24 protein-coding genes are annotated in these 22,673 nt (G+C 64.9%); 13 read left to right on the top strand and 11 right to left on the bottom strand.

Annotated features, from left to right (window positions below):
• Window positions 1-44: 44 nt before the first annotated feature.
• Window positions 45-485 (bottom strand): Mpo1 family 2-hydroxy fatty acid dioxygenase, encoded by a 441-nt coding sequence (locus tag DK842_RS07740; RefSeq protein WP_114060933.1) that lies wholly within the window; start codon window positions 483-485, stop codon window positions 45-47.
• 88 nt (window positions 486-573) lie between these two features.
• Between DK842_RS07740 and hutC the strand changes: the two genes are divergently transcribed.
• From hutC to hutH, 5 genes are all read left to right on the top strand, one after another.
• Window positions 574-1,290, top strand: coding sequence for a histidine utilization repressor (gene hutC / locus DK842_RS07735; RefSeq protein WP_198414656.1), 717 nt, complete (start codon window positions 574-576; stop codon window positions 1,288-1,290).
• A 160-nt stretch (window positions 1,291-1,450) separates the two neighbouring features.
• Window positions 1,451-2,692, top strand: coding sequence for an imidazolonepropionase (gene hutI, locus DK842_RS07730; RefSeq protein ID WP_114060931.1), 1,242 nt, complete (start codon window positions 1,451-1,453; stop codon window positions 2,690-2,692).
• Window positions 2,693-2,757: 65 nt separating this feature from the next.
• Window positions 2,758-3,687 carry a formimidoylglutamase gene (gene hutG / locus DK842_RS07725; protein ID WP_114063670.1) on the top strand — a complete coding sequence of 310 codons (930 nt, stop codon included), beginning with the start codon at window positions 2,758-2,760 and terminating at the stop codon, window positions 3,685-3,687.
• A 38-nt stretch (window positions 3,688-3,725) separates the two neighbouring features.
• Window positions 3,726-5,396, top strand: coding sequence for a urocanate hydratase (gene hutU, locus DK842_RS07720; protein WP_114060930.1), 1,671 nt, complete (start codon window positions 3,726-3,728; stop codon window positions 5,394-5,396).
• Between the two features lie 105 nt (window positions 5,397-5,501).
• Window positions 5,502-7,034, top strand: coding sequence for a histidine ammonia-lyase (gene hutH, locus DK842_RS07715; protein ID WP_114060929.1), 1,533 nt, complete (start codon window positions 5,502-5,504; stop codon window positions 7,032-7,034).
• A 346-nt stretch (window positions 7,035-7,380) separates the two neighbouring features.
• On the opposite strand, the gene DK842_RS07710 is transcribed toward hutH, so the two are convergent.
• Window positions 7,381-8,183 (bottom strand): IS5 family transposase gene (locus DK842_RS07710; protein WP_114060661.1). Its coding sequence is split into 2 segments (ribosomal slippage): window positions 7,381-7,856 and window positions 7,856-8,183, totalling 804 coding nucleotides; the frame shifts between segments, so codons are not numbered across the junction.
• Window positions 8,184-8,363: 180 nt separating this feature from the next.
• On the opposite strand from DK842_RS07710, the gene DK842_RS22925 reads away from it, so the two are divergent.
• The 5 genes from DK842_RS22925 to DK842_RS07695 all read left to right on the top strand — a co-directional run bounded on the left by DK842_RS22925 (window position 8,364) and on the right by DK842_RS07695 (window position 12,386).
• Window positions 8,364-8,738, top strand: coding sequence for a hypothetical protein (locus DK842_RS22925; RefSeq protein WP_145963991.1), 375 nt, complete (start codon window positions 8,364-8,366; stop codon window positions 8,736-8,738).
• A 346-nt stretch (window positions 8,739-9,084) separates the two neighbouring features.
• A complete protein-coding gene (locus DK842_RS23375; protein WP_168194840.1) occupies window positions 9,085-9,225 on the top strand; it encodes a hypothetical protein in 141 nt (46 codons plus the stop codon).
• A 242-nt stretch (window positions 9,226-9,467) separates the two neighbouring features.
• The gene (locus DK842_RS07705; RefSeq protein ID WP_198414655.1) at window positions 9,468-10,013 is read left to right on the top strand and encodes a GNAT family N-acetyltransferase; all 546 of its coding nucleotides are present in this window, start codon (window positions 9,468-9,470) and stop codon (window positions 10,011-10,013) included.
• A gap of 186 nt (window positions 10,014-10,199) precedes the next feature.
• Complete coding sequence (gene ypfJ / locus DK842_RS07700) at window positions 10,200-11,303, top strand: KPN_02809 family neutral zinc metallopeptidase (protein ID WP_114060928.1); 1,104 nt, start codon at window positions 10,200-10,202, stop codon at window positions 11,301-11,303.
• A 102-nt stretch (window positions 11,304-11,405) separates the two neighbouring features.
• Window positions 11,406-12,386: a questin oxidase family protein gene (locus DK842_RS07695; protein ID WP_114060927.1), complete on the top strand. Its 981-nt coding sequence runs from the start codon at window positions 11,406-11,408 to the stop codon at window positions 12,384-12,386.
• A gap of 56 nt (window positions 12,387-12,442) precedes the next feature.
• Here the strand turns inward: DK842_RS07695 and DK842_RS07690 are convergent, their stop codons facing one another.
• Both DK842_RS07690 and DK842_RS07685 read right to left on the bottom strand, forming a co-directional pair.
• On the bottom strand, window positions 12,443-13,636 hold the full coding sequence (locus tag DK842_RS07690; RefSeq protein ID WP_114060926.1) for an amino acid aminotransferase: 1,194 nt from the start codon (window positions 13,634-13,636) through the stop codon (window positions 12,443-12,445).
• 59 nt (window positions 13,637-13,695) lie between these two features.
• The gene (locus tag DK842_RS07685) at window positions 13,696-13,983 is read right to left on the bottom strand and encodes a superinfection immunity protein (RefSeq protein WP_114060925.1); all 288 of its coding nucleotides are present in this window, start codon (window positions 13,981-13,983) and stop codon (window positions 13,696-13,698) included.
• 196 nt (window positions 13,984-14,179) lie between these two features.
• On the opposite strand from DK842_RS07685, the gene DK842_RS07680 reads away from it, so the two are divergent.
• From DK842_RS07680 to DK842_RS07670, 3 genes are read left to right on the top strand one after another with little or no spacing between them, the layout of a single operon-like run.
• On the top strand, window positions 14,180-14,641 hold the full coding sequence (locus tag DK842_RS07680) for a GNAT family N-acetyltransferase (protein ID WP_114060924.1): 462 nt from the start codon (window positions 14,180-14,182) through the stop codon (window positions 14,639-14,641).
• Entirely contained in the window at window positions 14,616-15,260 is a 645-nt protein-coding gene (locus DK842_RS07675) for an alanyl-tRNA editing protein (RefSeq protein ID WP_114060923.1), read from the top strand. Before DK842_RS07680 ends, DK842_RS07675 begins: the two co-directional genes overlap by 26 nt.
• The gene (locus DK842_RS07670) at window positions 15,260-16,147 is read left to right on the top strand and encodes a DMT family transporter (RefSeq protein WP_232538631.1); all 888 of its coding nucleotides are present in this window, start codon (window positions 15,260-15,262) and stop codon (window positions 16,145-16,147) included. The genes DK842_RS07675 and DK842_RS07670 overlap by 1 nt, the downstream gene beginning before the upstream one ends.
• Window positions 16,148-16,205: 58 nt before the next feature.
• Here DK842_RS07670 and DK842_RS07665 read toward each other — a convergent pair whose 3' ends face one another.
• From DK842_RS07665 to DK842_RS07635, 7 genes are all read right to left on the bottom strand, one after another.
• Window positions 16,206-17,165, bottom strand: a complete 960-nt coding sequence (locus DK842_RS07665) for a phage tail protein (protein ID WP_114060921.1) — start codon at window positions 17,163-17,165, stop codon at window positions 16,206-16,208.
• Between the two features lie 176 nt (window positions 17,166-17,341).
• A complete protein-coding gene (locus DK842_RS07660; RefSeq protein ID WP_114060920.1) occupies window positions 17,342-18,007 on the bottom strand; it encodes a hypothetical protein in 666 nt (221 codons plus the stop codon).
• 10 nt (window positions 18,008-18,017) lie between these two features.
• The gene (locus DK842_RS23370) at window positions 18,018-19,865 is read right to left on the bottom strand and encodes a pyocin knob domain-containing protein (RefSeq protein WP_168194839.1); all 1,848 of its coding nucleotides are present in this window, start codon (window positions 19,863-19,865) and stop codon (window positions 18,018-18,020) included.
• Between the two features lie 103 nt (window positions 19,866-19,968).
• On the bottom strand, window positions 19,969-20,547 hold the full coding sequence (locus tag DK842_RS07650) for a YmfQ family protein (RefSeq protein WP_114060919.1): 579 nt from the start codon (window positions 20,545-20,547) through the stop codon (window positions 19,969-19,971).
• Window positions 20,544-21,632, bottom strand: coding sequence for a baseplate J/gp47 family protein (locus tag DK842_RS07645; RefSeq protein ID WP_114060918.1), 1,089 nt, complete (start codon window positions 21,630-21,632; stop codon window positions 20,544-20,546). Before DK842_RS07645 ends, DK842_RS07650 begins: the two co-directional genes overlap by 4 nt.
• Window positions 21,632-21,982 carry a phage GP46 family protein gene (locus DK842_RS07640; RefSeq protein ID WP_031295414.1) on the bottom strand — a complete coding sequence of 117 codons (351 nt, stop codon included), beginning with the start codon at window positions 21,980-21,982 and terminating at the stop codon, window positions 21,632-21,634. The genes DK842_RS07645 and DK842_RS07640 overlap by 1 nt, the downstream gene beginning before the upstream one ends.
• A gap of 59 nt (window positions 21,983-22,041) precedes the next feature.
• Window positions 22,042-22,668: a phage baseplate assembly protein V gene (locus tag DK842_RS07635; protein ID WP_114060917.1), complete on the bottom strand. Its 627-nt coding sequence runs from the start codon at window positions 22,666-22,668 to the stop codon at window positions 22,042-22,044.
• Window positions 22,669-22,673 lie beyond the last annotated feature (5 nt).

The following is a 22,673-nucleotide window of genomic DNA, read 5'->3' as shown; positions in this document are numbered from 1 at the left end:
TGATAGCGCGCGCCGGCCGCGCCGTGCTGCGGCGGATCCGCTTTTCAATCGATCAGACCCAGCCGCCGCCACACGGCGCGCAGCGTCCACAAGGGGCCGATCAGCAGGAATTGCAGATCCTGGGTGAACGACGGCTTCTTGCCTTCGCGCGCGTGGCCCCAAAACTGGCCTATCCAGGCCAGGACGAACACCAGCAGCGACGCCTGGCCCAGCGGCAGGCCGGCGTCTCGCAGCCAAGCCAGCGACAGCAGCGCCAAGCCGCCCAATATGGCCATCACCAGCGCCGCCCGCGGCGACAGCCGCCAATACCAGGCGACGACGGCCAGCGTCGCCAGCCAGGCCCAGGGCAGCGGGCCGGGCAGCGCCGTCAGCATGCCCAGCAACGATAGGACGATCAGCGGCACGCACAGCTTGTGCATGGCGATGTTGAACGGATGGCGGTGGCTTTCATCGTAGGCCGCCAGCCATTGGGGCAAGGTCATCATGGTTTCGCCTCCCTTTATCTGCGCTGGATCAGCCAGCATCGCGGCCGTCCGCGCTACAATCAGCCATTCCCGTACGATTGGAGCCACGGTGTCAGACTCCGCCCAACCCCGTTACCAGCGCATCAAGGACTACATTCTGTCCGGCATCCGCGACCGCCATTTCCTGCCCGGCTGCAAGATTCCGCCGGAACTGGAGCTGGCGCGCCAGTTCGGCGTGTCCCGGATGACGGTCAACAAGGCGGTGCGCGATCTGGCCGAGGCCGGCATCCTGCTGCGCTTCGCCGGCGACGGCACCTATGTGGCCGAGCGCAAGGCGGAATCGCCGCTGCTCGACATCAACAATATCGCCGCCGAGATCGAGGCGCGCGGCCATCGCCACAGCGGCCAGGTGATCCTGCTGGAAGCTGCGGCGGCCAACGAAGAGGTGGCGTTGCGGCTCAGCATGCGCGCGGGCGGCATCGTCTACCACTCGCTGATCGTCCATTGCGAGGACGACGTGCCCATCCAGCTGGAAGACCGCTACGTCAATCCGGCATTCGCGCCGGACTATCTGAAGCAGGACTTTTCCGAGCGCACGCCCAACGACTACCTGATGCAAAGCTGCCCGCTCACCGATATCGAGCATAGCGTGGAAGCGGTGCTGCCGGGCGTGGCCGAGCAGACGCTGCTGGGCATCGCCGCGGCCGAACCTTGCCTGCTGGTGCTGAGGCGGACGTGGTCGCACAAGAAGCTGGTCAGTTTCGCCCGGCTCACCCATCCGGGGCTGCGCTACAAGCTGCGCTCGCAAACGCGAGTGAAGAAGTAAACGGTATATACAATTAAGCGATGCGAACAAGGCTGCCGCTCGGCAGCCTTTTTTATTGCCGTGCAACATCAATGATTTGTAGAAGTTTTTACAAACGGTTGGCTTGACAGCGCCAATCCATGCGCGTAATTGTATATACAAATCACTGCGCGAGACTGTCATGCCGCCGATTCAAGCTCACCGCCCCAGCCTGTGGCTCAACGCCAGGCTGGCCACCATGGACCCGGCCCACGCCGCGCCTTACGGCGCGTTGGAAGGCCATGCCTTGCTGTTGCGGGACGGCCACATCGAGGCGGTGCTGCCGCAGGCCGAGGCGGACGCCGCGTCTTTCGACGGCGAGGTGTTCGACTTGCAGGGCCGCTGGATCACGCCGGGCCTGATCGACTGCCACACCCATCTGGTGTACGGCGGCAGCCGGGCGGCGGAGTGGGAAAAGCGGCTCGCCGGCGTGCCCTACCAGCAGATCGCCGCCGAGGGCGGCGGCATCGTCTCCACCGTCCGCGCCACCCGTTGGCTGGACGAAGAAGAGCTGGCCCTGGCCAGCCTGCCGCGGTTGAAGGCCTTGATGGCCGAGGGCGTGACCACGGTGGAGATCAAGTCCGGCTACGGTCTGACCCAGGCCGACGAGCTGAAGCAGCTGGCCGCCGCGCGCCGGCTGCAGGATTCGCTGCCGGTGGAGGTGGCCGCCACCTTGCTGGCCGCGCACGCGGTGCCGCCGGAATACGCCGGCGACGCCGATGGCTATGTCGATCTGGTGGTCGAATCCATCCTCCCAGTCGTCGCCCGCTCCGGCTTGGCCGAGGCAGTGGACGCGTTCTGCGAATCCGTCGGCTTCAGCCCGGCGCAAACCCGCCGCGTGTTCGAGGCGGCGCGCGCCCATGGCCTGAAGGTGAAGGGCCATGTCGAGCAGCTGTCCAATCTGCACGGCGCGGAGCTGGTGGCCGAGTTCGGCGGCTTGTCGGCCGACCACATCGAATACCTGGACGACGCCGGCGTGGAGGCTCTGCGCCGCGCCGGCACCGTGGCGGTGCTGCTGCCCGGCGCTTTCTATTTCCTGCGCGAGACGCAGAAGCCGCCGGTGGACAAGCTGCGCGCCGCCGGCGTGGCCATGGCGGTGTCCACCGATCTCAACCCCGGCACCAGCCCGTTCGCGTCTATCCGCCTGGCGATGAACCAGGCTTGCGTCTTGTTCGGCCTGACGCCGGAAGAGGCGCTGGCCGGCGTCACCCGCCACGCGGCGCGCGCGCTGGGCCGTGGCGACACCCACGGCCGGCTGGCCGCCGGCTGCGTGGCTGACCTGTTGGTGTGGGACATCGGCCACCCGGCCGAAATCGCCTACAGCGTGGGCGTGCCGTTGCTGAAGCAGCGCGTGTTCCGCGGCGCGGCGCAATCTATAGACTGATCACCGTTCGGCCCGCCGGACGCCAGCGCGCTTCCGGCCGGGACGGCAATAAAGGAAGCATGCAGATGGTGGACATGAAGGTTTGGACCGGCCGCGTGGACGCGGCCGAAGGCGAGGCGGCCAAGCGCTGGCACCAGGCGGTGCAGCCGCTGCCGGAGAGCGGCGCGCTCGGCATCGCCATCATCGGCTTCGCCTGCGACGAGGGCGTGCGCCGCAACCAGGGCCGCGTCGGCGCGGCCGCCGGCCCGCAGGCCTTGCGCAAGGCGCTGGCCAACTTGGCCTGGCACCCGACCTTGCCCTTGTACGACGCCGGCGATGTCGCCTGCGCCGATGGCGATCTGGCCGCCGCGCAGCAGCGCCTGGGCGAGCGAGTGGCGCAAGTGATCGCCGCCGGCCATCTGCCGCTGGTGCTGGGCGGCGGCCACGAAACCGCCTACGGCCACTGGCTGGGCCTGTCCGCCGCGCATCCGGACAAACGCATCGGGGTAATCAATTTCGATGCCCACTTCGACCTGCGCGAGGCTCCCGAGGCCACCAGCGGCACGCCGTTCGCGCAGATCGCCGCCGACTGCGCCCGCCATGGCCGCGTGTTCCGCTACCTGTGCCTGGGCGTGGCCGAAACCGCCAACACCCAGGCGCTGTTCGACACCGCCCGCGCGCTGAACGCCGAATGGCGGCTGGACACCGACATGAACGGCTGGCAGCTGGCCGACATCCGCGGCCAGCTGGCCGAGTTTCTCGACAGCGTGGACGCCGTCTACCTGACCATAGACCTGGACGTGCTGCCGGCGGCGCAGATGCCGGCGGTGTCGGCCCCGGCCGGCTACGGCGTCGACATCGCCGTGGTGGAGGCGCTGGCCTCGCGCATCGCCAAGAGCGGCAAGCTCGCCGGCGCCGACCTGGTGGAATTCAATCCCGCATTCGATATCGACAGCCATGGCGCCAAGGCGGCGGCGCGGCTGGCCTGGAGCCTGAGCCGCCACCTGCGCCGTTGACGATCGCGCGATTCAAGGAAAACAGAGGAGAGAGAACCATGACCGACCCACGTTTTGACGCTTCCCGCCACATCCGCGCGCCGCGCGGCAACCAGCTCACATGTAAAAGCTGGCTGACTGAAGCCGCCTACCGGATGATCCAGAACAATCTGGACGCCGAAGTGGCAGAGCATCCGCAAAGCCTGGTGGTGTACGGCGGCATCGGCCGCGCCGCCCGCAATTGGGAATGCTACGACAAGATCCTGGAAACCCTGCAGCGGCTGGAAGACGACGAGACGCTGCTGGTGCAGTCCGGCAAGCCGGTCGGGGTGTTCAAGACCCACGAAAACGCGCCGCGGGTGCTGATCGCCAACTCCAATCTGGTGCCGCACTGGGCCAATTGGGAGCACTTCAACGCGCTCGATAAAAAGGGCCTGATGATGTACGGCCAGATGACGGCCGGCTCCTGGATCTACATCGGCTCGCAGGGCATCGTGCAGGGGACGTACGAGACCTTCTTCGCCGTCGCCAACCAGCACTTCGGCGGCAAGCCGCAAGGCCGCTGGATTCTGACCGGCGGCCTGGGCGGCATGGGCGGCGCGCAGCCGCTGGCCGCCACCATGGCCGGTTTCAGCATGATTGCCGTCGAATGCGACGAAACCCGCATCGATTTCCGCCTGAAAACCCGTTACGTGGACCGCAAGGCCACCACGCTGGATGAGGCGCTGGCCATCGTTGAAGACGCCAAGCAGAACGGCCGCGCGGTGTCGGTGGGCCTCTTGGGCAACGCCGCCGACGTGTTCGCCGAACTGGTGGCGCGCGGCATCACCCCGGACGTGGTCACTGACCAGACCTCCGCCCACGACCCGGTGCACGGCTACCTGCCGCAGGGCTGGACCGTAGCCCAGTGGCGCGACAAGCAGAAGACCGCCGCCGCCGAAATCACCGCTGCGGCCAAGAAATCCATGGCCGTGCAAGTGCGCGCCATGCTGACGCTGCAAGCGCGCGGCGCGGCCACGCTGGACTACGGCAACAACATCCGCCAGATGGCGCTGGAAGAGGGCGTGCAAAACGCCTTCGACTTCCCCGGCTTCGTGCCGGCCTATGTCCGCCCGCTGTTCTGCGAAGGCATCGGCCCCTTCCGCTGGGTGGCGCTGTCCGGCGATCCGGAAGACATCTACAAGACCGACGCCAAGGTGAAGGAGCTGATCCCGGACGATCCGCACCTGCACAACTGGCTGGACATGGCCAAGGAACGCATCGCCTTCCAGGGCCTGCCGGCGCGCATCTGCTGGGTAGGCCTGAAAGACCGCGCCCGCCTGGGCCAGGCCTTCAACGAGATGGTGAAGAACGGCGAATTGAAGGCGCCCATCGTCATCGGCCGCGACCACCTGGATTCCGGCTCGGTCGCCTCGCCTAACCGCGAAACCGAAAGCATGCGCGACGGCTCCGACGCCGTGTCCGACTGGCCGCTGCTGAACGCCTTGCTCAACACCGCCGGCGGCGCCACCTGGGTGTCGTTGCACCACGGCGGCGGCGTGGGCATGGGCTTCAGCCAGCATTCCGGCGTGGTCATCGTCTGCGACGGGACGGATGCCGCGTCCGAACGGCTGGGCCGCGTATTGCGCAACGACCCGGGCACCGGCGTGATGCGCCATGCCGACGCCGGCTACGACATCGCTGTGAATTGCGCCAAAGAGCAGGGTCTGGACCTGCCGATGCTGAAGTAAGCGCGAGGGGGCGGCGAACCGGGCGGTCTTTCCGCCCCGATGCGCATCGCCGCTCGCCACGCGGCGCGCAAGCAATAGAACAAAGAAGCAAGAGAGACAGAAGCCATGAGCATACTCAACATCGTACCGGGCCAACTGACGCTGGCCGACCTGCGCCGTGTTTCACGTGAAACCGGCCTGCAACTGCAGCTGGACCCGTCCAGCCACGCCGCCATCGACGCCTCCGCCGCCACCGTGGCGCGGGTGCTGTCCGAAGGCCGCACCGTTTACGGCATCAACACCGGCTTCGGCCTGCTGGCCAGCACCAAGATCGCGCCGGAAGAGCTGGAACTGCTGCAGCGCTCCATCGTGCTGTCGCACGCCGCCGGCATCGGCGCGCCGATGGACGCCAGCACCGTGCGCCTGGTGATGGCGCTGAAGATCAACTCGCTGGCGCGCGGCTTCTCCGGCATCCGCCGCCAGGTGATCGAGGCCCTGGTCACCCTGTTCAACCGCCAGATCTACCCGGTGATCCCGCAGAAGGGCTCGGTCGGCGCGTCCGGCGACCTGGCGCCGCTGTCGCATATGAGCGCGGTGCTGATCGGCGAGGGCGAAGCCTTTGTCGACGGGGTGCGCGTGCCGGGCGCGGTGGCGATGCGCTCCGCCGGCCTGGAGCCGATCACCCTGGCGCCGAAGGAAGGCCTGGCCTTGCTGAACGGCACCCAGGCGTCCTCCGCCTTCGCGCTGGAAGGCCTGTTCGCCGCCGAAGACCTGTACGTGTCCGCCACCGTGGCCGGCAGCTTGTCGGTGGAGGCCGCGCTGGGCAGCCGCACCCCGTTCGACGCGCGCATCCACGAAGTGCGCGGCCATCAAGGCCAGATCGACGCCGCCCGCCTGTACCGCGACTTGTTGGCGCACAGCCAGATCGAGCAATCGCATGAGGACTGCGGCAAGGTGCAAGACCCGTACAGCCTGCGCTGCCAGCCGCAAGTGATGGGCGCCTGCCTGACGCAAATCCGCCAGGCGGCCGAAGTGCTGCGCGTGGAGGCCAACTCCGTGTCCGACAACCCGCTGGTGTTCGCCGGCGACAACGACATCCTGTCAGGCGGCAACTTCCACGCCGAGCCGGTGGCCTTCGCCGCCGACAACCTGGCGCTGGCCATCGCCGAGATCGGCTCGTTGTCGGAGCGCCGCATGGCGCTGCTGATCGACAGCAATCTGTCCAAGCTGCCGCCCTTCCTAGTCAACAACGGCGGCGTCAACTCCGGCTTCATGATTGCCCAGGTGACGTCCGCCGCGCTGGCCAGCGAGAACAAGTCGCTAGCCCACCCGGCTTCGGTGGACAGCCTGCCTACCAGCGCCAACCAGGAAGACCACGTGTCCATGGCAACCTTCGCCGGCCGCCGCCTGCGCGACATGGCGGGCAATACCGCCGGCATCCTGGCGGTGGAGCTGTTGGCCGCCTGCCAGGGCATAGACTTCCGCGCGCCCAACAAGACCAGCGACAAGCTTGAAACGGCCAAGGGCATGTTGCGCGAGCAAGTGTCGTTCTACGACAAGGACCGTTACTTCGCGCCGGATATCGAAAAAGCCGCGGTGTTGGTAGCCAGCGGCCGTTTCAACGGCCTGGTGGACGGCGAGGTGTTGCCGTCGCTGTAACGTGGATGGGTAGGGTGCGTCACCCGAAAGGGCGACGCACCGTCAAATGGTGGATCGAAAGGGCAGGCCGGGAGGCTTGCCCTTTTTGTTTGGCTGCTATGTTGAATGAGCCGGGTTGGCTGGCTTCGTTGTGATGTGTATGGGTTTTGTGTCCGCAGCGGGGAGGGATGGCTTGGGTACCGCTTCCGCCCGGCGGGCAGGTTGGGGCTGTGCGGCCAGCCCCCCAACGCCCCCAGGCCGCCCCAACAGCGCGGCGAAACCCCGTCTCCAAAACCCTTTCCAAGGCGCCGCCCAACTCGCGGGGCGCTAGCATCGCCCCGCTCAAACAGGGGGCGGCTTAGACCCGCTAACAAAACCTGTCGACAAATCGCAGACATATCAATGAGAAAGCCAGCTTGAGCAAGGCGTAATGCGTATCCAGCCGCCGTTCGAAGCGGATGCGCAACTTGCCGAAGCCAGCTAGCCAAGAATGGGTACGTTCTACCACCCAGCGGTGGCGACCTAGTCTCTCGCTGCTTTCCACCCCGCGCCGAGCAATTCGCACCAAGATTCCGCGTCGGCTCAGGTGTGCACGACAACGGCGGTAGTCATAGCCTTTGTCAGCATGCAGCTTGTAAGGCTTTTGTCTGGGCCGTCCTGGCAAGCCAGGAACGGCAGGAATCGCATCGACCAAAGTTTCGAAGACCATGGAGTCGTGCCGATTGGCGCCGGTAATGCTCAGCGCCAATGGCAAACCTCGGCGATCTACGATGATGTGCCGTTTGCTGCCGCATTTACCTCGATCGGTGGGGTTGGGGCCGGTCTCTTGGCCCCCCGGGGGCTGGCAACGCTAGCCCCATCAATGCTGGCCCGGCTCCAATCAATTTGATCGTGTTGGCGCAGTTGTATCAGCAGAGCCAGGTGTAGGCGGTCCCAAATGCCTTGCGCTTGCCAATCCCGCAGCCTTCGCCAGCAGGTCATCCCGCTGCCAAAACCGAGTTCCTGCGGGAGGTCCTCCCAAGGAATGCCGGTAGTGAGAACAAACAAGATGCCGTTGAGGGCAGCAAAATCATCCAGCCGCGGCCTCCCACCCCGGCGGGAACGCGGCGGCGGAGAGAGTAGCGGCTGCAATGACTTCCAGAGCTTCTGGCTGATGACTTTTCGTTGCATCTTCGCCAGGTGAGGGCATACGCATCTGGCATCAAGAGGTTTTGTTAGCGGCTCTTAAGACCTTGGAAAGGGTCTCGGAGCCGGCTTGCGCTGATGGGGAAGTGGGCGCATTGGTTCGGTTCTACACAGTGCTAGGTCAGTAGCTTGGCGGAGTCCCCGTGTTGACGGAGGTGTTTGGAGATGGATACTCCAGTTTTGGTTGCAGCGATAACTTCGGCGGCAAGCATCCTTGCCGCCGCGGTAACATTTTTTCTGACAAAGCGTAAGGAACGGGACGCTGAGTGGAGGAAACAGAAGCTGGAGCATTATCGAGAATTTCTGGATGCGCTCAGTGGCACTGTGGGGACGGATTCAACTCCTGAGGCACAACAGCGTTGGGCGAGGGCAGCAAATACTATCGGTCTAGTTGCCTCCCAGAGTGTGCTCCTCGCGCTCTGGCAGTTTCAGGATGCAATCGCGAGATCCAATCCGAATCCTTCAAAACAAGCTCATGACGATGCATTGAACAGATTGATGCTTGCCATCCGTCTGGACCTTGATGTGTCATCCTGCTGATGACCCAAGCACGTTCTTGTTCCGGTTGTGGTGTTCCGGGGTCAAAGACTAACGTGGCAAACTGGTTTTCATGCAGGTTGGCGCTGAGCGCGGCGAAACCCAACGTTGGGCATGCCACTCCCCCCGGCTTTCGGCCGGTCCCCCCATCTTCCCGTTTCCGTTACTCTGGGCTTTTTGCTTGGGGCATGCGATGTCCCCGTCCCAATCGAAAACGCTGTCCGGAAGCCTGCTGCTTCTTCACCGTGTCCGCCACGCGCCAGCATGCGGTGCTTGCCAACGAGAGGGTCCGCGTCGCGTTGCGGCGAGCCCGTTCCGGATCGAGGGCTGGGTGTTGCCGCCGGACCGGATGCACGCGATTTGGACGCTGCCGGCCGGGGGCGCCGACCACGGTTCGCGCTGGCGCGAGCTCAAGCGCCGGCTGACGCGGCTGGTGGGCCCGCATGATCTGAGCGGCGACGGGCGGGACGCGCGTTGGCCGCACCGCTAAGATCAGCGCCGGCTGGGCGACGACGCGGAGCTGGCCCGGTCCTGGGCCTCCCGCAGGACAGCCCAGTGCGGCTGGGCCGCGCGGGCGCGGGATGGGACGTATTCGTCGTTTCACCGCATGCCGCCGACGGACGCTATCCGATCAACTGGATGGAAGGACAGGTTGGCTGAACCCCGGCGGCGGCGAGGGGTCTCAAGCGGCTGGTGCCCCAGGCCCTCTTTTGCAAACAACCGGAGACCGCCATGACCCATATGTCTTCGCTCAGCTTCGCGGTGGTGCCTAACCGCGACCTGACCGCGCAGCAGCGCGACCACATTCTCAGCCTGTGCACGCAGGCTTACGAGGAGGATTTTTCGCCTTATCTGGACTTGCTCGACGACGCGACCCATCTGATGGTCAGCGAGGAGGGCGAGCTGGTCAGCCACGTGGCCTGGCTGCCGCGCGAGCTGCGCGTCGAAGGGCTGCCGCCGCTGCGCTCCGCCTACATCGAGGCGATGGCCACCCTGCCGGGCTTGCAGGGCAAGGGGTATGGCAGTGCGGCCCTGACTGCCGTCCCGGCATTGATAGGCGACGATTACGACATCGCCGCCTTATCGCCGTCCGAGGCCGATTTTTACGCCCGCCGCGGCTGGGAGCTATGGCTGGGCCCCTTGGCCTATCAGGAAAACGGCAGCCTGGTGGAAACGCCGGAAGAAGAAGTGATGATTTACCGATTGTTCCATACCCCGTCCGCGCTGGACCTGAGCGGTTCGCTGGAGACGGACTGGCGGCCAGGCGAGGTCTGGTGACGCACCCGCTTTCAAATCAGACAGCCGGCTTCTGGAGCCGGCTTTTTTATTGCCGCTAGCGCCTCGCATTTTCTCGGCTACGTCAAGAGAGTAAAATCGCTTGCATTTTCATGACGTGGAATTTCATCCGCGCAATGCTTGCCGCAGGATGGGTGGCGGGCGAATCGTCCGTGAACGGGAGAGAAAATGCACTGGCAAGGCAAACGCGAAAGCGACAATGTGGAAGACCTGCGCACCGATGTGGATCTGGCGGAGGAAGGGCAATACGGCAGCGAAGAGTACGAGGACGAAGAGTACGAGGAAGAGGACGGCGAGGAAGAGGACGGCGAGGAAGAAGAGGGCGAGGAGGAAGAGGGCGAAGAGGAAGAGGGCGAAGAGGAAGAGGATGTCCAGGCCGGCTCTTCCGCTTCCGCCGGCGATTACGGTTCCAGCCAGGCGTCCGGCGATTCTTCAGGCTCCAGCTTGGGCGGCATGCTGGTGATAGGCGTGGCGCTGGCGGCGATCGCCGGCGTTTGGTGGCTGTTCGGCGGCAGCTCGTCCGATAGTGGCGGCAGCCAGGCCGCATCCGCCGCGCCGCGCCAGGCTGAGATCGCCCAGCAATTGGCGCCGCCTGCCGGCAAGTCCAAGCCGGCGGGGGCGCAGAAGGACAAGCGGGACACCGCTTTCGTGAAAGTGATCCTGGCCGACACCGAGGATGTCTGGGGCGATTTGTTCCGCCGGCAAGGCCTCAGTTACCAATCGCCCAAGCTGGTGCTGTACACCGGCTCCATCCGCACCGGCGGCTGCGGCAAGGGCGATGTCAACATCGGGCCGTTCTATTGCCCGGCGGACCGCAAAGTCTATCTCGACAGCACTTTCTTCCGCTCGATGCGCAAGGAATTGGGCGGCAAGGCGGAGTTCGGCCAGGCTTATGTGGTGGCGCATGAGGTAGGCCATCACGTGCAGAAGCTGCTGGGCATTTCCGACAAGGTGGACGAGCAGGCGTCGCGCGGCGGCAAGAAGCGGGCCAACGCCCTGTCGGTGCGGCAAGAGCTGCAGGCAGACTGCCTGGCCGGCGTGTGGGGCCACTACGCCAACCAGCGCCATATGCTGGCGTTCCGGGAAGAGGAAGAGGGCATTCGCGCCGCCTCCAACTACGGCGACGATACCTTGGCGCGAGAAGCCGGCGCGGCGGTGCGTCCCGACGCTTTCACCCACGGCAGCAGCGAACAGCGCATGCGTTGGTTCCGCCGCGGATTCGACAGCGGCGACATGGCGGCCTGCGACACGTTTCGCGTCAAGTCGCTCTAAGGAAAGTGCATAGCGGGATGCTATGGCCCGCATCTTGAAATCCAATTGGCATGCCGGTAAGCCTCCCGGCAGACTATCGGTTTGAAAAACGGATGGCTGACAATGTTGCGGGACATATTGCAAGCAGTGCTGCCTTACAGCGGCGGCTATCAGAATGGCTTGAGCAATCACTTGCCGATGGCGCTGCAAGCGCTGGCGGAATTGGGCGCGGACGAGGGCGCGCTGCGCATACGCGCGCGGCGGCATGGCCATTTGGAACGGCTGGACGACGACGGCAGGGATATCGACGATGCCGGCGGCTGGCTGGGCGATTCCGGCAGCGAGGCCGTCTGGAGAAGGCGGCTGGCCTGGGAGCGGCGCAACGGCGAGTGGCATCGGTTGTGGCCGGAGCGGCTGCGGCTGTTGTGGTCCGCGCCGATCAGCGGCGGCCTGCATGGCTTGATCCGGCTGGCTTACGCGCGCCGCGGCGGCGTGGAGGAGGAGGTGGACGCCGCGCTGGCCTATGCCTTGTCGCACTGGTTGCGGCTGGATCTGGAGGCGCATCGCGCCGAGTTTTCGCTGCCGGCGCTGCTGGCGAGTTGGCAGGCGTCTCCGCCGCGCTTGCCGCCGGAAAGCCGGCTGATCTGGCAGGACATCGTGCTGGCGCTGGCGTTGCCGGAGGTGGCGGCCGGCATGCCCGCCGGCCTGCTGGCCGACGCGCGCGAACTGCGGCGACTGGCGTTGCGGCTGTTTCTCGCCAGCCGCGACTTCGACGCGCTGCATCTGGTCACGCTATGGGAGGCTTTGCTCAGCCTGGCCCGGATGGAGGGGCTGGCCGAGGTGCCGGACGAAGCGGCGCGACAGATGCAGGCGGCATGGCTGGGCGTGTACGTGTATTGCGGCTGTCCGACGCTGCCGGAGCGTTCCGGCGGCGGGCCGGCGGATGCGGCGGAGATCCGGCGCCAGGCGCGGCGGCAGGACAACGAGCATGCGCTCAAGCTGGCGCTCAGCGCCTTGCGGTTGGCTGAACTGGATGGCGACGCGGCCTGGCTGGCGCTGGCGGCCGATACGGCCGCGCACGGCTGGCGCGGCGCGCGGGCATGAAAAACGGCGGCCATCGGGCCGCCGTCGTGGCATCCAGCCGGCGTCCGGCGTTCCGTCTATTGCACTTTGGCGAAGGCTTCCGCCACGTACGGCGCGTTGGCGGTGTTGAGGCCGGCCACGCACATGCGGCCGCTGCCCACCAGGTAAACGCCGAACTGCTCGCGCAGCTGGTCCACCTGGGCCTGGCTGAAGCCGGTGTAGCTGAACATGCCGCGCTGGTCCTTCAGATATTCGAAGTCGCGCTGCGGCAGCGCTTCCTTTAGCACCTGCACCAGCACGCCGCGCATGGCCTGGATGCGATCGCGCATTTCGTTGACCTCGGAAATCCACAGCGCCTTCAGTTCCGGCGAATTCAGCACGGCGGCGATCACCTTGGCGCCGTGCGTCGGCGGGCTGGAGTAGTTGCGGCGCACGGTGGCCTTCAGTTGGCCGGACACCAGCGCCGCTTCGGCCGCGTCGTCGCAGACCACGGACAGGCCGCCGCAGCGCTCGCCGTACAGCGAGAAAATCTTGGAGAAGGAGTTGCTGACCAGGAAGGCGATGCCGGCGTCCGCCATGGCGCGGATGGCGTAGGCGTCTTCTTCCAGCCCGGCGCCGAAGCCCTGGTAAGCGATGTCCATAAACGGAATCAGCTGGCGCTCCTTGGCCACGGCCACCACCTGGTCCCACTGCGCGTTCGTCAGGTCCGCGCCGGTGGGGTTGTGGCAACACGGATGCAGCAGCACGATGCTCTTGGCCGGCAGCGTCTGCAGCTTGGCCAGCATGGCCGGAAAGTCCACGCCGCGGGTGGCTGGGTCGAAGTAGGGGTAGCGCTCCACCGCCAGGCCCGCGCCTTCGAAGATGGCGACATGGTTGTCCCAGGTGGGGTCGCTGACCCAGACGCCGGAGGCCGGGAAATAGCGCTTGAGGAAATCCGCGCCCACTTTCAGCGCGCCGGAGCCGCCCAGGGTTTGCAGCGTGGCGATTCGGCCGCTGGTCACCGCGGGGTGGTCGGCGCCGAACAGCAGGGTCTGGATGGCGTTGCGGTAGGCCGGCATGCCGTCCATCGGCAGGTAGGTGCACGGCGGCTGCGGCTGGCTGGCCAGCAGCGCCTCGGCCTGCTCCACGGCTTTCAGGCGCGGAATGCGGCCGGCTTCGTCGTAGTACAGGCCGATGCTGAGGTTGACCTTCTGGTCGCGCGGGTCCTTGCCGAAGGCTTCCACCAGCGACAGGATGGGGTCGCCGGCATAGGCGTCTACATGTTGGAACACAAGTCTTCTCCTCTTGGTTTGCGTGCGCCCGCGCTGTAGGCCGGCGGGTCGCCTTGAAATCAGGCCAGGTCGTCGCGCTTGAGCGCCAGCGCCATCGCCGCGATCCACGGCACGATCAGCCAGCCGCCCAGCACGTTGATCAGCGCCACCTGCCGCAGCCGCGGGCTCTTCACCAGCGCGGCGGTGGCGGTGGGCACCAGGTAGGCGCCAGCCATTACCAGCGCGTCGCCCAGCCAGATGGCGATCTCCACCAGCAGCGGCATGCCGGCCCAGCTGCCGGCGCACCACAATAGGAAGACGGCGATCAACAGGGCGAACAGCAGGTTTCTCAGCAACGGCGGATTCATGGCGGGCCCGGGCGTGGACAAACTCTTATCCTGCGAGTTTTTGCACGCGCTGGCAACCGGGTTGATCGCGGGAAATCGCAGTAAAATGCCATAAATTCAACCGAATTGATCATTTGCTTGCCGTTTATATGCCAAACGCTTGTTTGGCGGCGGCGCTTTGTTTAGGCTGAGACTTTCTGCGCGATAAGGAGCGGACATGGCCATTGCGATAGACAGCGCCCCTGAGCGGCTGGACCGCGAGCGGATTTACCAATATCTGTCCGGGCAGTCCTACTGGGCGCGCGGGCTGCCGCGCGAGGTGTTCGAGCGCTCGCTGGCGCATTCGCTGTGTTTCGGCGCCTATGCCGACGACGGCCAACTGATCGGCTTCGGCCGCGCGATCACCGACCGCGCCACTTTCGCCTATCTGGCCGACGTGTTCGTGCTGGATGCCTGGCAGGGCCAGGGCGTGGGCAAGCGGCTGGTGGCGGCCATCCTGTCCCATCCCGACCTGGCCGGCCTGCGCCGGATGATGCTGGCCACCGCCGACGCCCACGGCCTGTACGCGCAATACGGCTTCACCGCGCTGGACCGGCCGGAGCGGATCATGGAGAGGCTGGATCAGGACGTATATCAGAGGAAGGCGGCGGGCGATGACGCGCAAGCAGTTCTGGAATGATCCTTACCAGGTTTCGCTGCTTACCCGCGTCAGCCGGGTGGACGGCGAGCGGGTATGGCTGGAGGACACCATCTTCTACGCCTTTTCGGGCGGCCAGGAGAGCGACGGCGGCCGCATCGCCGGCCGCCCGGTGCGGCGGGCGGAGAAGCAGGGCGCGGATATCGCGTACTCGCTGGAGGCCGGCCATGGCTTGAGAGCCGGGGACGCCGTGACGGTGGAGATAGACTGGCCGCGCCGCTATCGGCTGATGCGGCTGCATTTCGCCGCGGAGTTGGTGCTGGAGGTGGTTTGCCGCCTGGTGGACGGCGTGGAGAAGATAGGCGCCCACATCGCCGAGGACAAGGCGCGGATAGACTTCGCGCTGGACATGCCGATCACGCCCTGGCTGTCCGGCATCGCCGCCGAAGCGCAGCGCTGGATAGATGCCGACCTGCCCATCGCCAGCGCCTTTTCCGACGAGGCGGCGCAGCGCCGCTACTGGGAGCTGCCCGGCTTCGCCCGCGTGCCCTGCGGCGGCACCCATCTCAAGCGCAGCGGCGAAGTGGGGCGCATCGCGCTCAAACGCCGCAATGTCGGCAAGAACAAAGAGCGTATCGAAATTCACTTACTGGATGCATGATGCTGTATGACCTTGCCGCGGTCGGCGCCGCCGGCTGCTGGGCGTTGGGCGGACTGCTCGGCGCCGCGCCTTCCCGCCATTTCGGCCCCTTCGCTTTCACCCGGTTGCGGCTGACGCTGCTGACCGTGGCGCTGGGCGGCGTCAGCCTGCTGACCGGCGGCTGGCATTCCATCAGCGCGGCCGCATTGTGGCCGGCGTTGTTGTCGGGTCTGGCCGGGATTTTCCTGGGCGACACGGTGATGTTCGCGTCGATGAACCGGCTGGGGCCGCGCCGCACCGGATTGTTGTTCGCCACCCACTCGGTGTTCTCGGTGCTGCTGGGCGTGCTGTTCCTGTCCGAACGCCTGAGCGCGGGCGCGCTGCTGGGCAGCCTGCTGGTGTTCGGCGGCGTGCTGCTGGCGGTGGCCTTCGGCCGGCGCGAGGTGGACGCCCACGTGTGGGAGCGCAACGACAAGCTGGCCGCCGGCGTCGCGCTGGGCCTTGCCGCCGCGCTGTGTCAGGCGTTGGGCACCTTCTTCGCCAAGCCGGCGATGGCGGCCGGCCTGGAGCCGGTGACCGCGTCGGCGCTGCGCATGGGCGTCAGCTGCGGCGCGCACTATCTGCTGTGGCTCAGCGGCTGGCGCCTGGCGAAAAGCCGCGGCCCGTACACGCCGCGGATGCTGGGCCAGACCGCGCTCAATGGGCTGGTGGCGCTGGGCCTGGGCATGACGCTGATCATGCTGGCCTTGCAGCATGCGAACGTCGCGACGGTAGGCATTTTGTCGGCGCTGAGCCCGGTATTGATCCTGCCGATGCTGTGGGTGGTATTGCGCCATCCGCCGCCGCTTCTGGCCTGGTTGGGCGCGGCGGTCAGCTGCGCCGGCACCGCGCTGGTGGTGTTGCGCTGAGCCATGAAAAACCGCGCCGGGAGGCGCGGTTTCACGTGGAACGTCGCAGATGGTCACGTCAGCATTTGATGCAGGCGAGCAGGGCGACGTTGCGGGGGCGGGTTTCATTTCCCCCAGAACTCTGTGTGAAATAGCGATCCAGTCGAAGATTGCTGACTCCTGGACCAGAGTTGTCTGCGGATGTGATTCCATCACCGGAGTTATCATTGATGGTGAATGCCGTAGTGGGATTAAAAACTTCCTGGGTGACCACGATGTGATTATGAGATTGGAAACTGCTGGTTTGGGCGCTACCTATGGCTCGACCGGCATCTACGCCGCGACCAATATCCCAGCCGCGGATGAATTCTCCGCACAGGTTGGGCAATCCAAATGTCGTCGAGCCATCGCCATTTCCATAGAGGCCGCCGATCGCGGCGAACAGCGCCGGGTAATCCTTGCGCGCAACGGGCCGCCCGTCGGCGATCAGCCAGCCGGCAGGCGCGTCTTTCATCGCGAAGTAGGCCACCATGCCGGCCGGCGCGGCGGCGTTGACCTGAGTCGAGGTTGCGCCGTCAGCAATCCCGTAGCCAGCCAGCGTGGTGGCCTTGTCGGCCTTATTCGACAATTGCTTGGTAATCGAGGCTGCGTAGTTGGCGTCGTTGCCCAATGCCGCCGCCAGTTCCTGCAGCGTGTTCAGCGCGCCCGGCGCGCCGGCCACCAGATCATTGATTGCTTTTTGCAGATCGGTCTTGCTGGCGCCGTCGGCGATGCCGTAGCCGGCCAGCGTGGTTGGCTTGCTGCTGCCGCCCCAGGCGATGCTGCGTACCGCTTGCAGCAATTGGTCATCGCGGCTGGAGTCGATTTCCTGTTTGCTGTCTTGCAACAGCTTCAGCAATTCGCGCTGCGTGGATTGAACCGCCGATTGCACGCCGTTCAGCCACTCGGAAGTGACCACGGTGCCGAGCGCGCCGGTATAAGGGTTGCCATCCTGAAACTGGCCGTCCGAGCTGTTGATGGGTTTGAGCTGGTTTTGCATGTGGGGCGCCTCCCGCAGGTAAAGAGAAATCGGCCGCTGGGGCCGATGACTGATGTCGCTGATTCGGAATGACGTTGATTGTGCGGGAAGCGAAGGTGGGGGCTCAGTGGACGGATGTCAGTGCTAAAGGGAAACAGCCACTCCAATTCGGAGTGGCTGTTTCTAGACTCTACGGTTTAAGATCCACTAGCGATCTTTTTGAGATTGGATATGATTTCCAGTGAGAGTTTTTTTACATCCTGAAGTGTAGTTTGTTTGAATAGTTCCAGCTTCTTCATTCGTTCCGTTGCTAGTTGTTCCTTTTGTATGCGCAGTGTCTGGGCATTCGACAGTACTGTTTCGCACGCATCCGGTATGCTTTTGCCACTTGTCTGGATATATGCTGCCATATAGTTTCCGGGTGTAGCCTTATAGCCGGACTGTTTCAGCTCTTTAGCCTCAACTTCGCGTATTTGGTACTCTTGGTCGAATCGCGACAAGTCGTTGTACAGCTGGGCAGCAATGTTGTCTATTGCGGCAGCCTCTCGGGTGGATATTTCTTGCAGCGATCTTTCTACAATCTTGCCATCGATATAACGATAATCAAATTGGCGCTCCTGTAAGTCTGCAGGCACATCGTTGACATCCAGCTCAACCAGGGATGCCCCACAAGGCCAGAGCGTTGAAATATCCTGCGCTAAAGAGCGAATGGAACCATCGGCCTCATAAACTATTTTCAGCGAGTTGGGGAAAAATTTCTTTTGGGATACATACCAGTCTTCCCCATTGCCATCACGAAGATACAGCGTATTCGGCATCGCATTGTCAGGGATATATTGTTTCAGGTTAAGTAGCTGTCTCATGGGAATCGCCTTAGATAGAGGAAATGGTATACCAAGTGCCGTTAATCTGTTTTTGCAATGGGCGGCGCTGTGCTACGTCAGGGAAGGCGTCGGTGTTGTCATTGACCACGCCTGTTATGACATACCCAGCAGTGTCGGAGTAACCAGGTCCATTCCAGATCCTGACGCCTTCCAGGGCACCCAATCGGATATCTTGTACCAAGGAGGAGCCGGGATTGAAGTTTCCGGAGTGCCAAACACGATATTCTGCGCCAGAGGCTTCCTTGAGTACTAAGGTTTCGGAGCCGTAATTCTTGTGAACCAGCGCTACGGCTGATTTTCCTGGACGGTGCAGGCCGAGCGATGGAAAATCATCTCCCGTTGACTGCAGCATCATGGTGCCGCTGGCGTAAATATTTTGGTCATATTGGTTGGGTGTGGTTTTGACGATGGCGGTGGTTCGCGCTGTGGTTAACAGGGTATTTCTTGGGGAGATTACGCCGTCAACCGCGGCATTCAATTCATTTCTGCTGGCCGCGTCAGTGATGCCATAGCCGGCTAGTGTGGAGGCTTTGTCGGCTTTTGCTAGTAATACGGAGCTATCTTCATGAACTAGAGTGTGCCAAGGATTCCAGCGGTTGGCGTCATCGTTGCGAGTGCGAAAGCGCATCACGTAACCGCTGCTATAGTCCGCAGTCAGTTGACAAGAGTAGTTTAGATTGCCATTGACATCCCCCAATCCGCCGAACGCGATGTAGGGTCCCGTAACGTTGCTTGATGTACCGTAGTTGAAGCCCATTTCTCCAGCGGTAATCGACGTATCGAGGGAGGTCTTGTCATCGGCATGAAGCTGGGTGCGGCGACGCTTGATGATGGAGTTGTCATTACCAGAGTGCCAGACGCGGTATTCCTCGCCGGAGTTTTCTTTTAGTACCAATAAGTCATTCCCATGACCTTTATGTACCAAGGCAACGGCAGTATTGCCGGGCCGGTGCAAGCCGATTGAGGGAAAGTCGGTGCCGGTGGATCGCAGTTCCAAGGTGCCGTTGGTATAGATATTGCCGTCGTAGACGTTGGGCGTGGTTTTGATGATTTGCGCGGTCTGGGCGGTGGACAGTGCCAGCGTGTTGATGCCGTAGCCGGCCAGCGAGCTGGACTTGTCGGCCTTGCCGGCCAGTTTGTTGGTGATGGTGGTGGCGAAGTTGTTGTCGTTGCCCAGCGCCGCCGCCAGTTCCTGCAGCGTGTTCAGGGCGCCCGGCGCGCCGCTGACCAGCCCGTCCACCGCGGCCTTCAGCTCGGCCTTGGTCGCGCCGTCGGTGATGCCGTAGCCGGCCAGCGTGGTGGCGGCGTCCGCCAGCTTCTGCCATTGGCTCCAGTTGCCTAAATAGCGGCAGCGGTACCAGCAACCGGCGTTGTTGTAGCACTGGTACTGTTGATAGACCATCGCGCCATCGGCAAAGACGAACAGCAGGCCGGCGTACGGTACTGGGTAGTTTGCGCCGTTGGCGGCGTAGGCATTGCGTGGGTTGTGATACAGGCCATCGTCGGCGATGTTGTTCAAGTCGACCTTGTCGCCCAACTGCGGCCGCAGGGTCAGGCCATCGGCGATGCCGTAGCCCGCCAGGGTAGTCGGCTTGGCATTGCCGCCCCAGGCCAGCTGCTTGATCGCCTGCAGCAGCTGATCCTGGCGCGCCGGATCGGCTTGCTGGCCGTTGTTGCTGCCGATCACGGACAGCAGTTCCTGCTGGGTGGTCTGGAGGGCGGACTGCACCGTGTTCAGCCAGTCGGCGGAGACGATGGTGCCCAGCTCGCCGGTGGCGGGATTGCCGTCGTGGAACTTCTGGTCCGGCGTGGGAACGGGCTTGATCTGGTCTTGCATGAAGCGCTCCTGGAAAAGGATGGGACGGAGGCGCCGATGGGAATCGGCGTCGACGGGGGGGAATACGGGAGGACGTGTGCGGGTGGCGCGGGGTTGAAGGCGGTTACGGCTGGTAGGCGAAGTAGACGAAGGTATGGGCCGGCTTGAGGTCGTTGAACAGCTCTTCCAGCCTGGGGTCGCCGAAGGCGCACAATCGTTCGCCCGCCAGCGACTGGCCGGCGCGGAACTGGTAGGGGCGGACCTTGCTGCCGAAGGCGGTGACGCGCCACACCCAGGGGATGTCCTCGCTCCACAGCGGCTGGCCGGCGCGGTTGACGCCGGCGCGGAAAGGCTGCAACTCGTCAATCTGGAGTTTGTAGCCCAGGCCGGCAGCCAGCCGGGTGAAGTAGGGGATGGACAGGCCGCCGGTTTCGGCCAGCTTGGCCAGCACCGCTTGCCGACGCTGCTGGTAGGTGGCGTCGGACTGCGGCGTCAGGCCGCATATTCGTTCCCAGTCAGGCAGCATCGCTTCGGCTTGCTGCGGGGTGACGGCGCCGACCAGCTGGCGGGCGGAGTTCTGCACGCGGTCCAGCGCCGCGCCTTCGCTGGCCAGTTCGGCTTGCAAGCGAGGACCGTCCGGGCGGTAGCTGACCGGCGGCAGCAGCCGGGTCAGCAGGTCTTGATAGGGCGGTTGCGGCGTCATTTCAGCGGCCCCACTGTCAGTTTGCCCAGCCGCAGCCATTCCACTTTGGTCGGATCGGAGACGGGATCGACGTTGCTGCCCGGCGAGTTGAGCTGGCGGTCCTGCACGCCGGGCAGGTCGGAGATCAGCGCCTCGATCCGGCTCTTGACCAGCCGCTCGCCCGGGGCGAGGCCGGCGAAGTAGGCCTGCAGCGTTTGCTGCAGCAACGGCGTGAACGCGTCCAGGTTCGCGCCGCCCAGATTGAGCGCGACGTCGATGTCCACCGGGCGCGGCGTCGGCGCCAGCACCAGGCAACTCTTGGCGGTGACTGGGCGCAGGTCTTCGATATGCGCCTGCACATTGGCGAGGATTTCCTGCGACGGCAGGTCGCCGTTGGCGGTGATCACCACGTCCACGGTGCCCAGGCCGCGGCGCAGCGGATAGACGTAGGCGGCGGAGACGCCCTTCACTTCCATCGCCCAGCGGCGGTAGTCGTGCCTGTTGCCGCCGGCCGGCGGGCGGCGGATCAGCTCCAGCAGCCGGTCCAGCAAGGCCGCGTCGTCCTCCGCGTCCACACCGTTGCGCATGCTGAGCAGCAGCGCCTTGGCGCCGACGCCGGACGGCGCCTGCATCAGTTCCACCGGCAGATTGTCTGGCTGATTGGCGGCACTGCCGGCCTGGCTGGCGAAGACGGGCAGCTCCGCCAGCTTGTTGTCGTCCAATCTGACCGAATACGGGCTGCCGTCCGGATTGGCGGCCGGGGTGGCGTACAGTTGCTCGCCCACCCGCAGTTGCAGGCTGCCGGTGACGACGGCGCCGGCGGTGCCGTAGATGCGCAGCGTGCCGCTGGCCGCGGTAGGCGGCTTGCGCACGATGCCGCGCAAGCGGGCGTGCTGTTCCAGGTATTCGCTGTCGGCGGTGTCGGGGAAGATCTGGCGGGCGATCCAGCTCTGGTGCTGGTACAGGCCCTCCACCGCGCTGGCGACCGAACTGGCGCGGACGAAGTAATCGCTGTCCGGCGCGATGTCGGCGTCGGCGCGCAGGTTTTGCAGGTCGCGCAGCAGCGTGTCGCGGATGCTGGCGAAATCGGGAGTGGACAGAGGCATCAGGCTATCCTCACTTGGTGTTGGAAATGGCGGATGTGGCCGCCGGTTTCGGCGACTTCGATGTTCAGGAGCAGCCGGCCGGGGCCTTGCCGTTGCGACGACACCTGGACGCGGCTGGCGCGGCCGTCCTGCAGCAGCGGCTGCAGCGCCTGCTCGGCGTATTGGCAGGCCAACAGGTCGATGCGGCTGCTGTCCTTGCTGCGGGACAGCTCATGCAGGCGCGAGCCCAGCGTGGGGTCGGCCCACCAGCCGCCCAGCGGGGTCATCAGGCGCAGGTAGACAGCGTTGGCGAGGGTGTCGGTGGAGCCGCCGGCGTAGTCGCCGGTGATGGGGTCCAATAGTGGGTCCATGGCGTGATTTTCCGGGTTTGGCGGTTGGAGGATCAGGGGACGGGGGTCAGTGGCGCGGCTTACTTGGGCGGGCTGGTGACGCCGCCGGAGTCGCCGTTGTGGATGTGGCCTTGCAGGCTGATGCCGCCGGCCTTCACGTCGCCGCTGGCGCTGACGCTGCCGGTGACCTTGGCGCCGCCGCCGCCCTGGATGGCCAGGCCGCCGTTGCCGCTGATCTGGCCCTGGGCGACGAACTGCGCGCTGGCGTTCAGCGTGGGCGTGGTGAAGCTGGCTTGTTCGCTGGCGTTGACCTGCCAGGTCTTGCAGTCGAGCTGGAAGGTGTCGCACTCCACGGCGATGATCCTGCCGCGTTTGAGCACGATCTTGCTGCCTTCGTCGCTGTACAGCGCCACTTCGCCGGGTTGCAGCGATTGCAGCCGGTAGCTGCCGTGCTCGGTGGCTATCACCACGCTGTGGCTGGTGCGGCCGCCCAGCGGCAACACCATGGCCATGCTGCCCGGCGGCGGATTGGAGGTGTAGCCGTAATGCTGGAACAGCTCGGCGTCCTGCAGCCGCTCGCCGGCCAGCGCGTCGGCCTGCGCGGCCTGCACGCCGCCGTCGCTATCCACATGGGTGAGCACCGCGCGGAAGCCCTGGCGCACATTGCTGAAGGCGCGGCGGATGCGTTGGTCTACTTCATGCCACATGTTTT

The sequence above is a fragment of the Chromobacterium phragmitis genome (assembly GCF_003325475.1).
Lineage (GTDB): Bacteria > Pseudomonadota > Gammaproteobacteria > Burkholderiales > Chromobacteriaceae > Chromobacterium > Chromobacterium phragmitis.
This window is presented reverse-complemented; position numbering and strand designations above follow the sequence as displayed.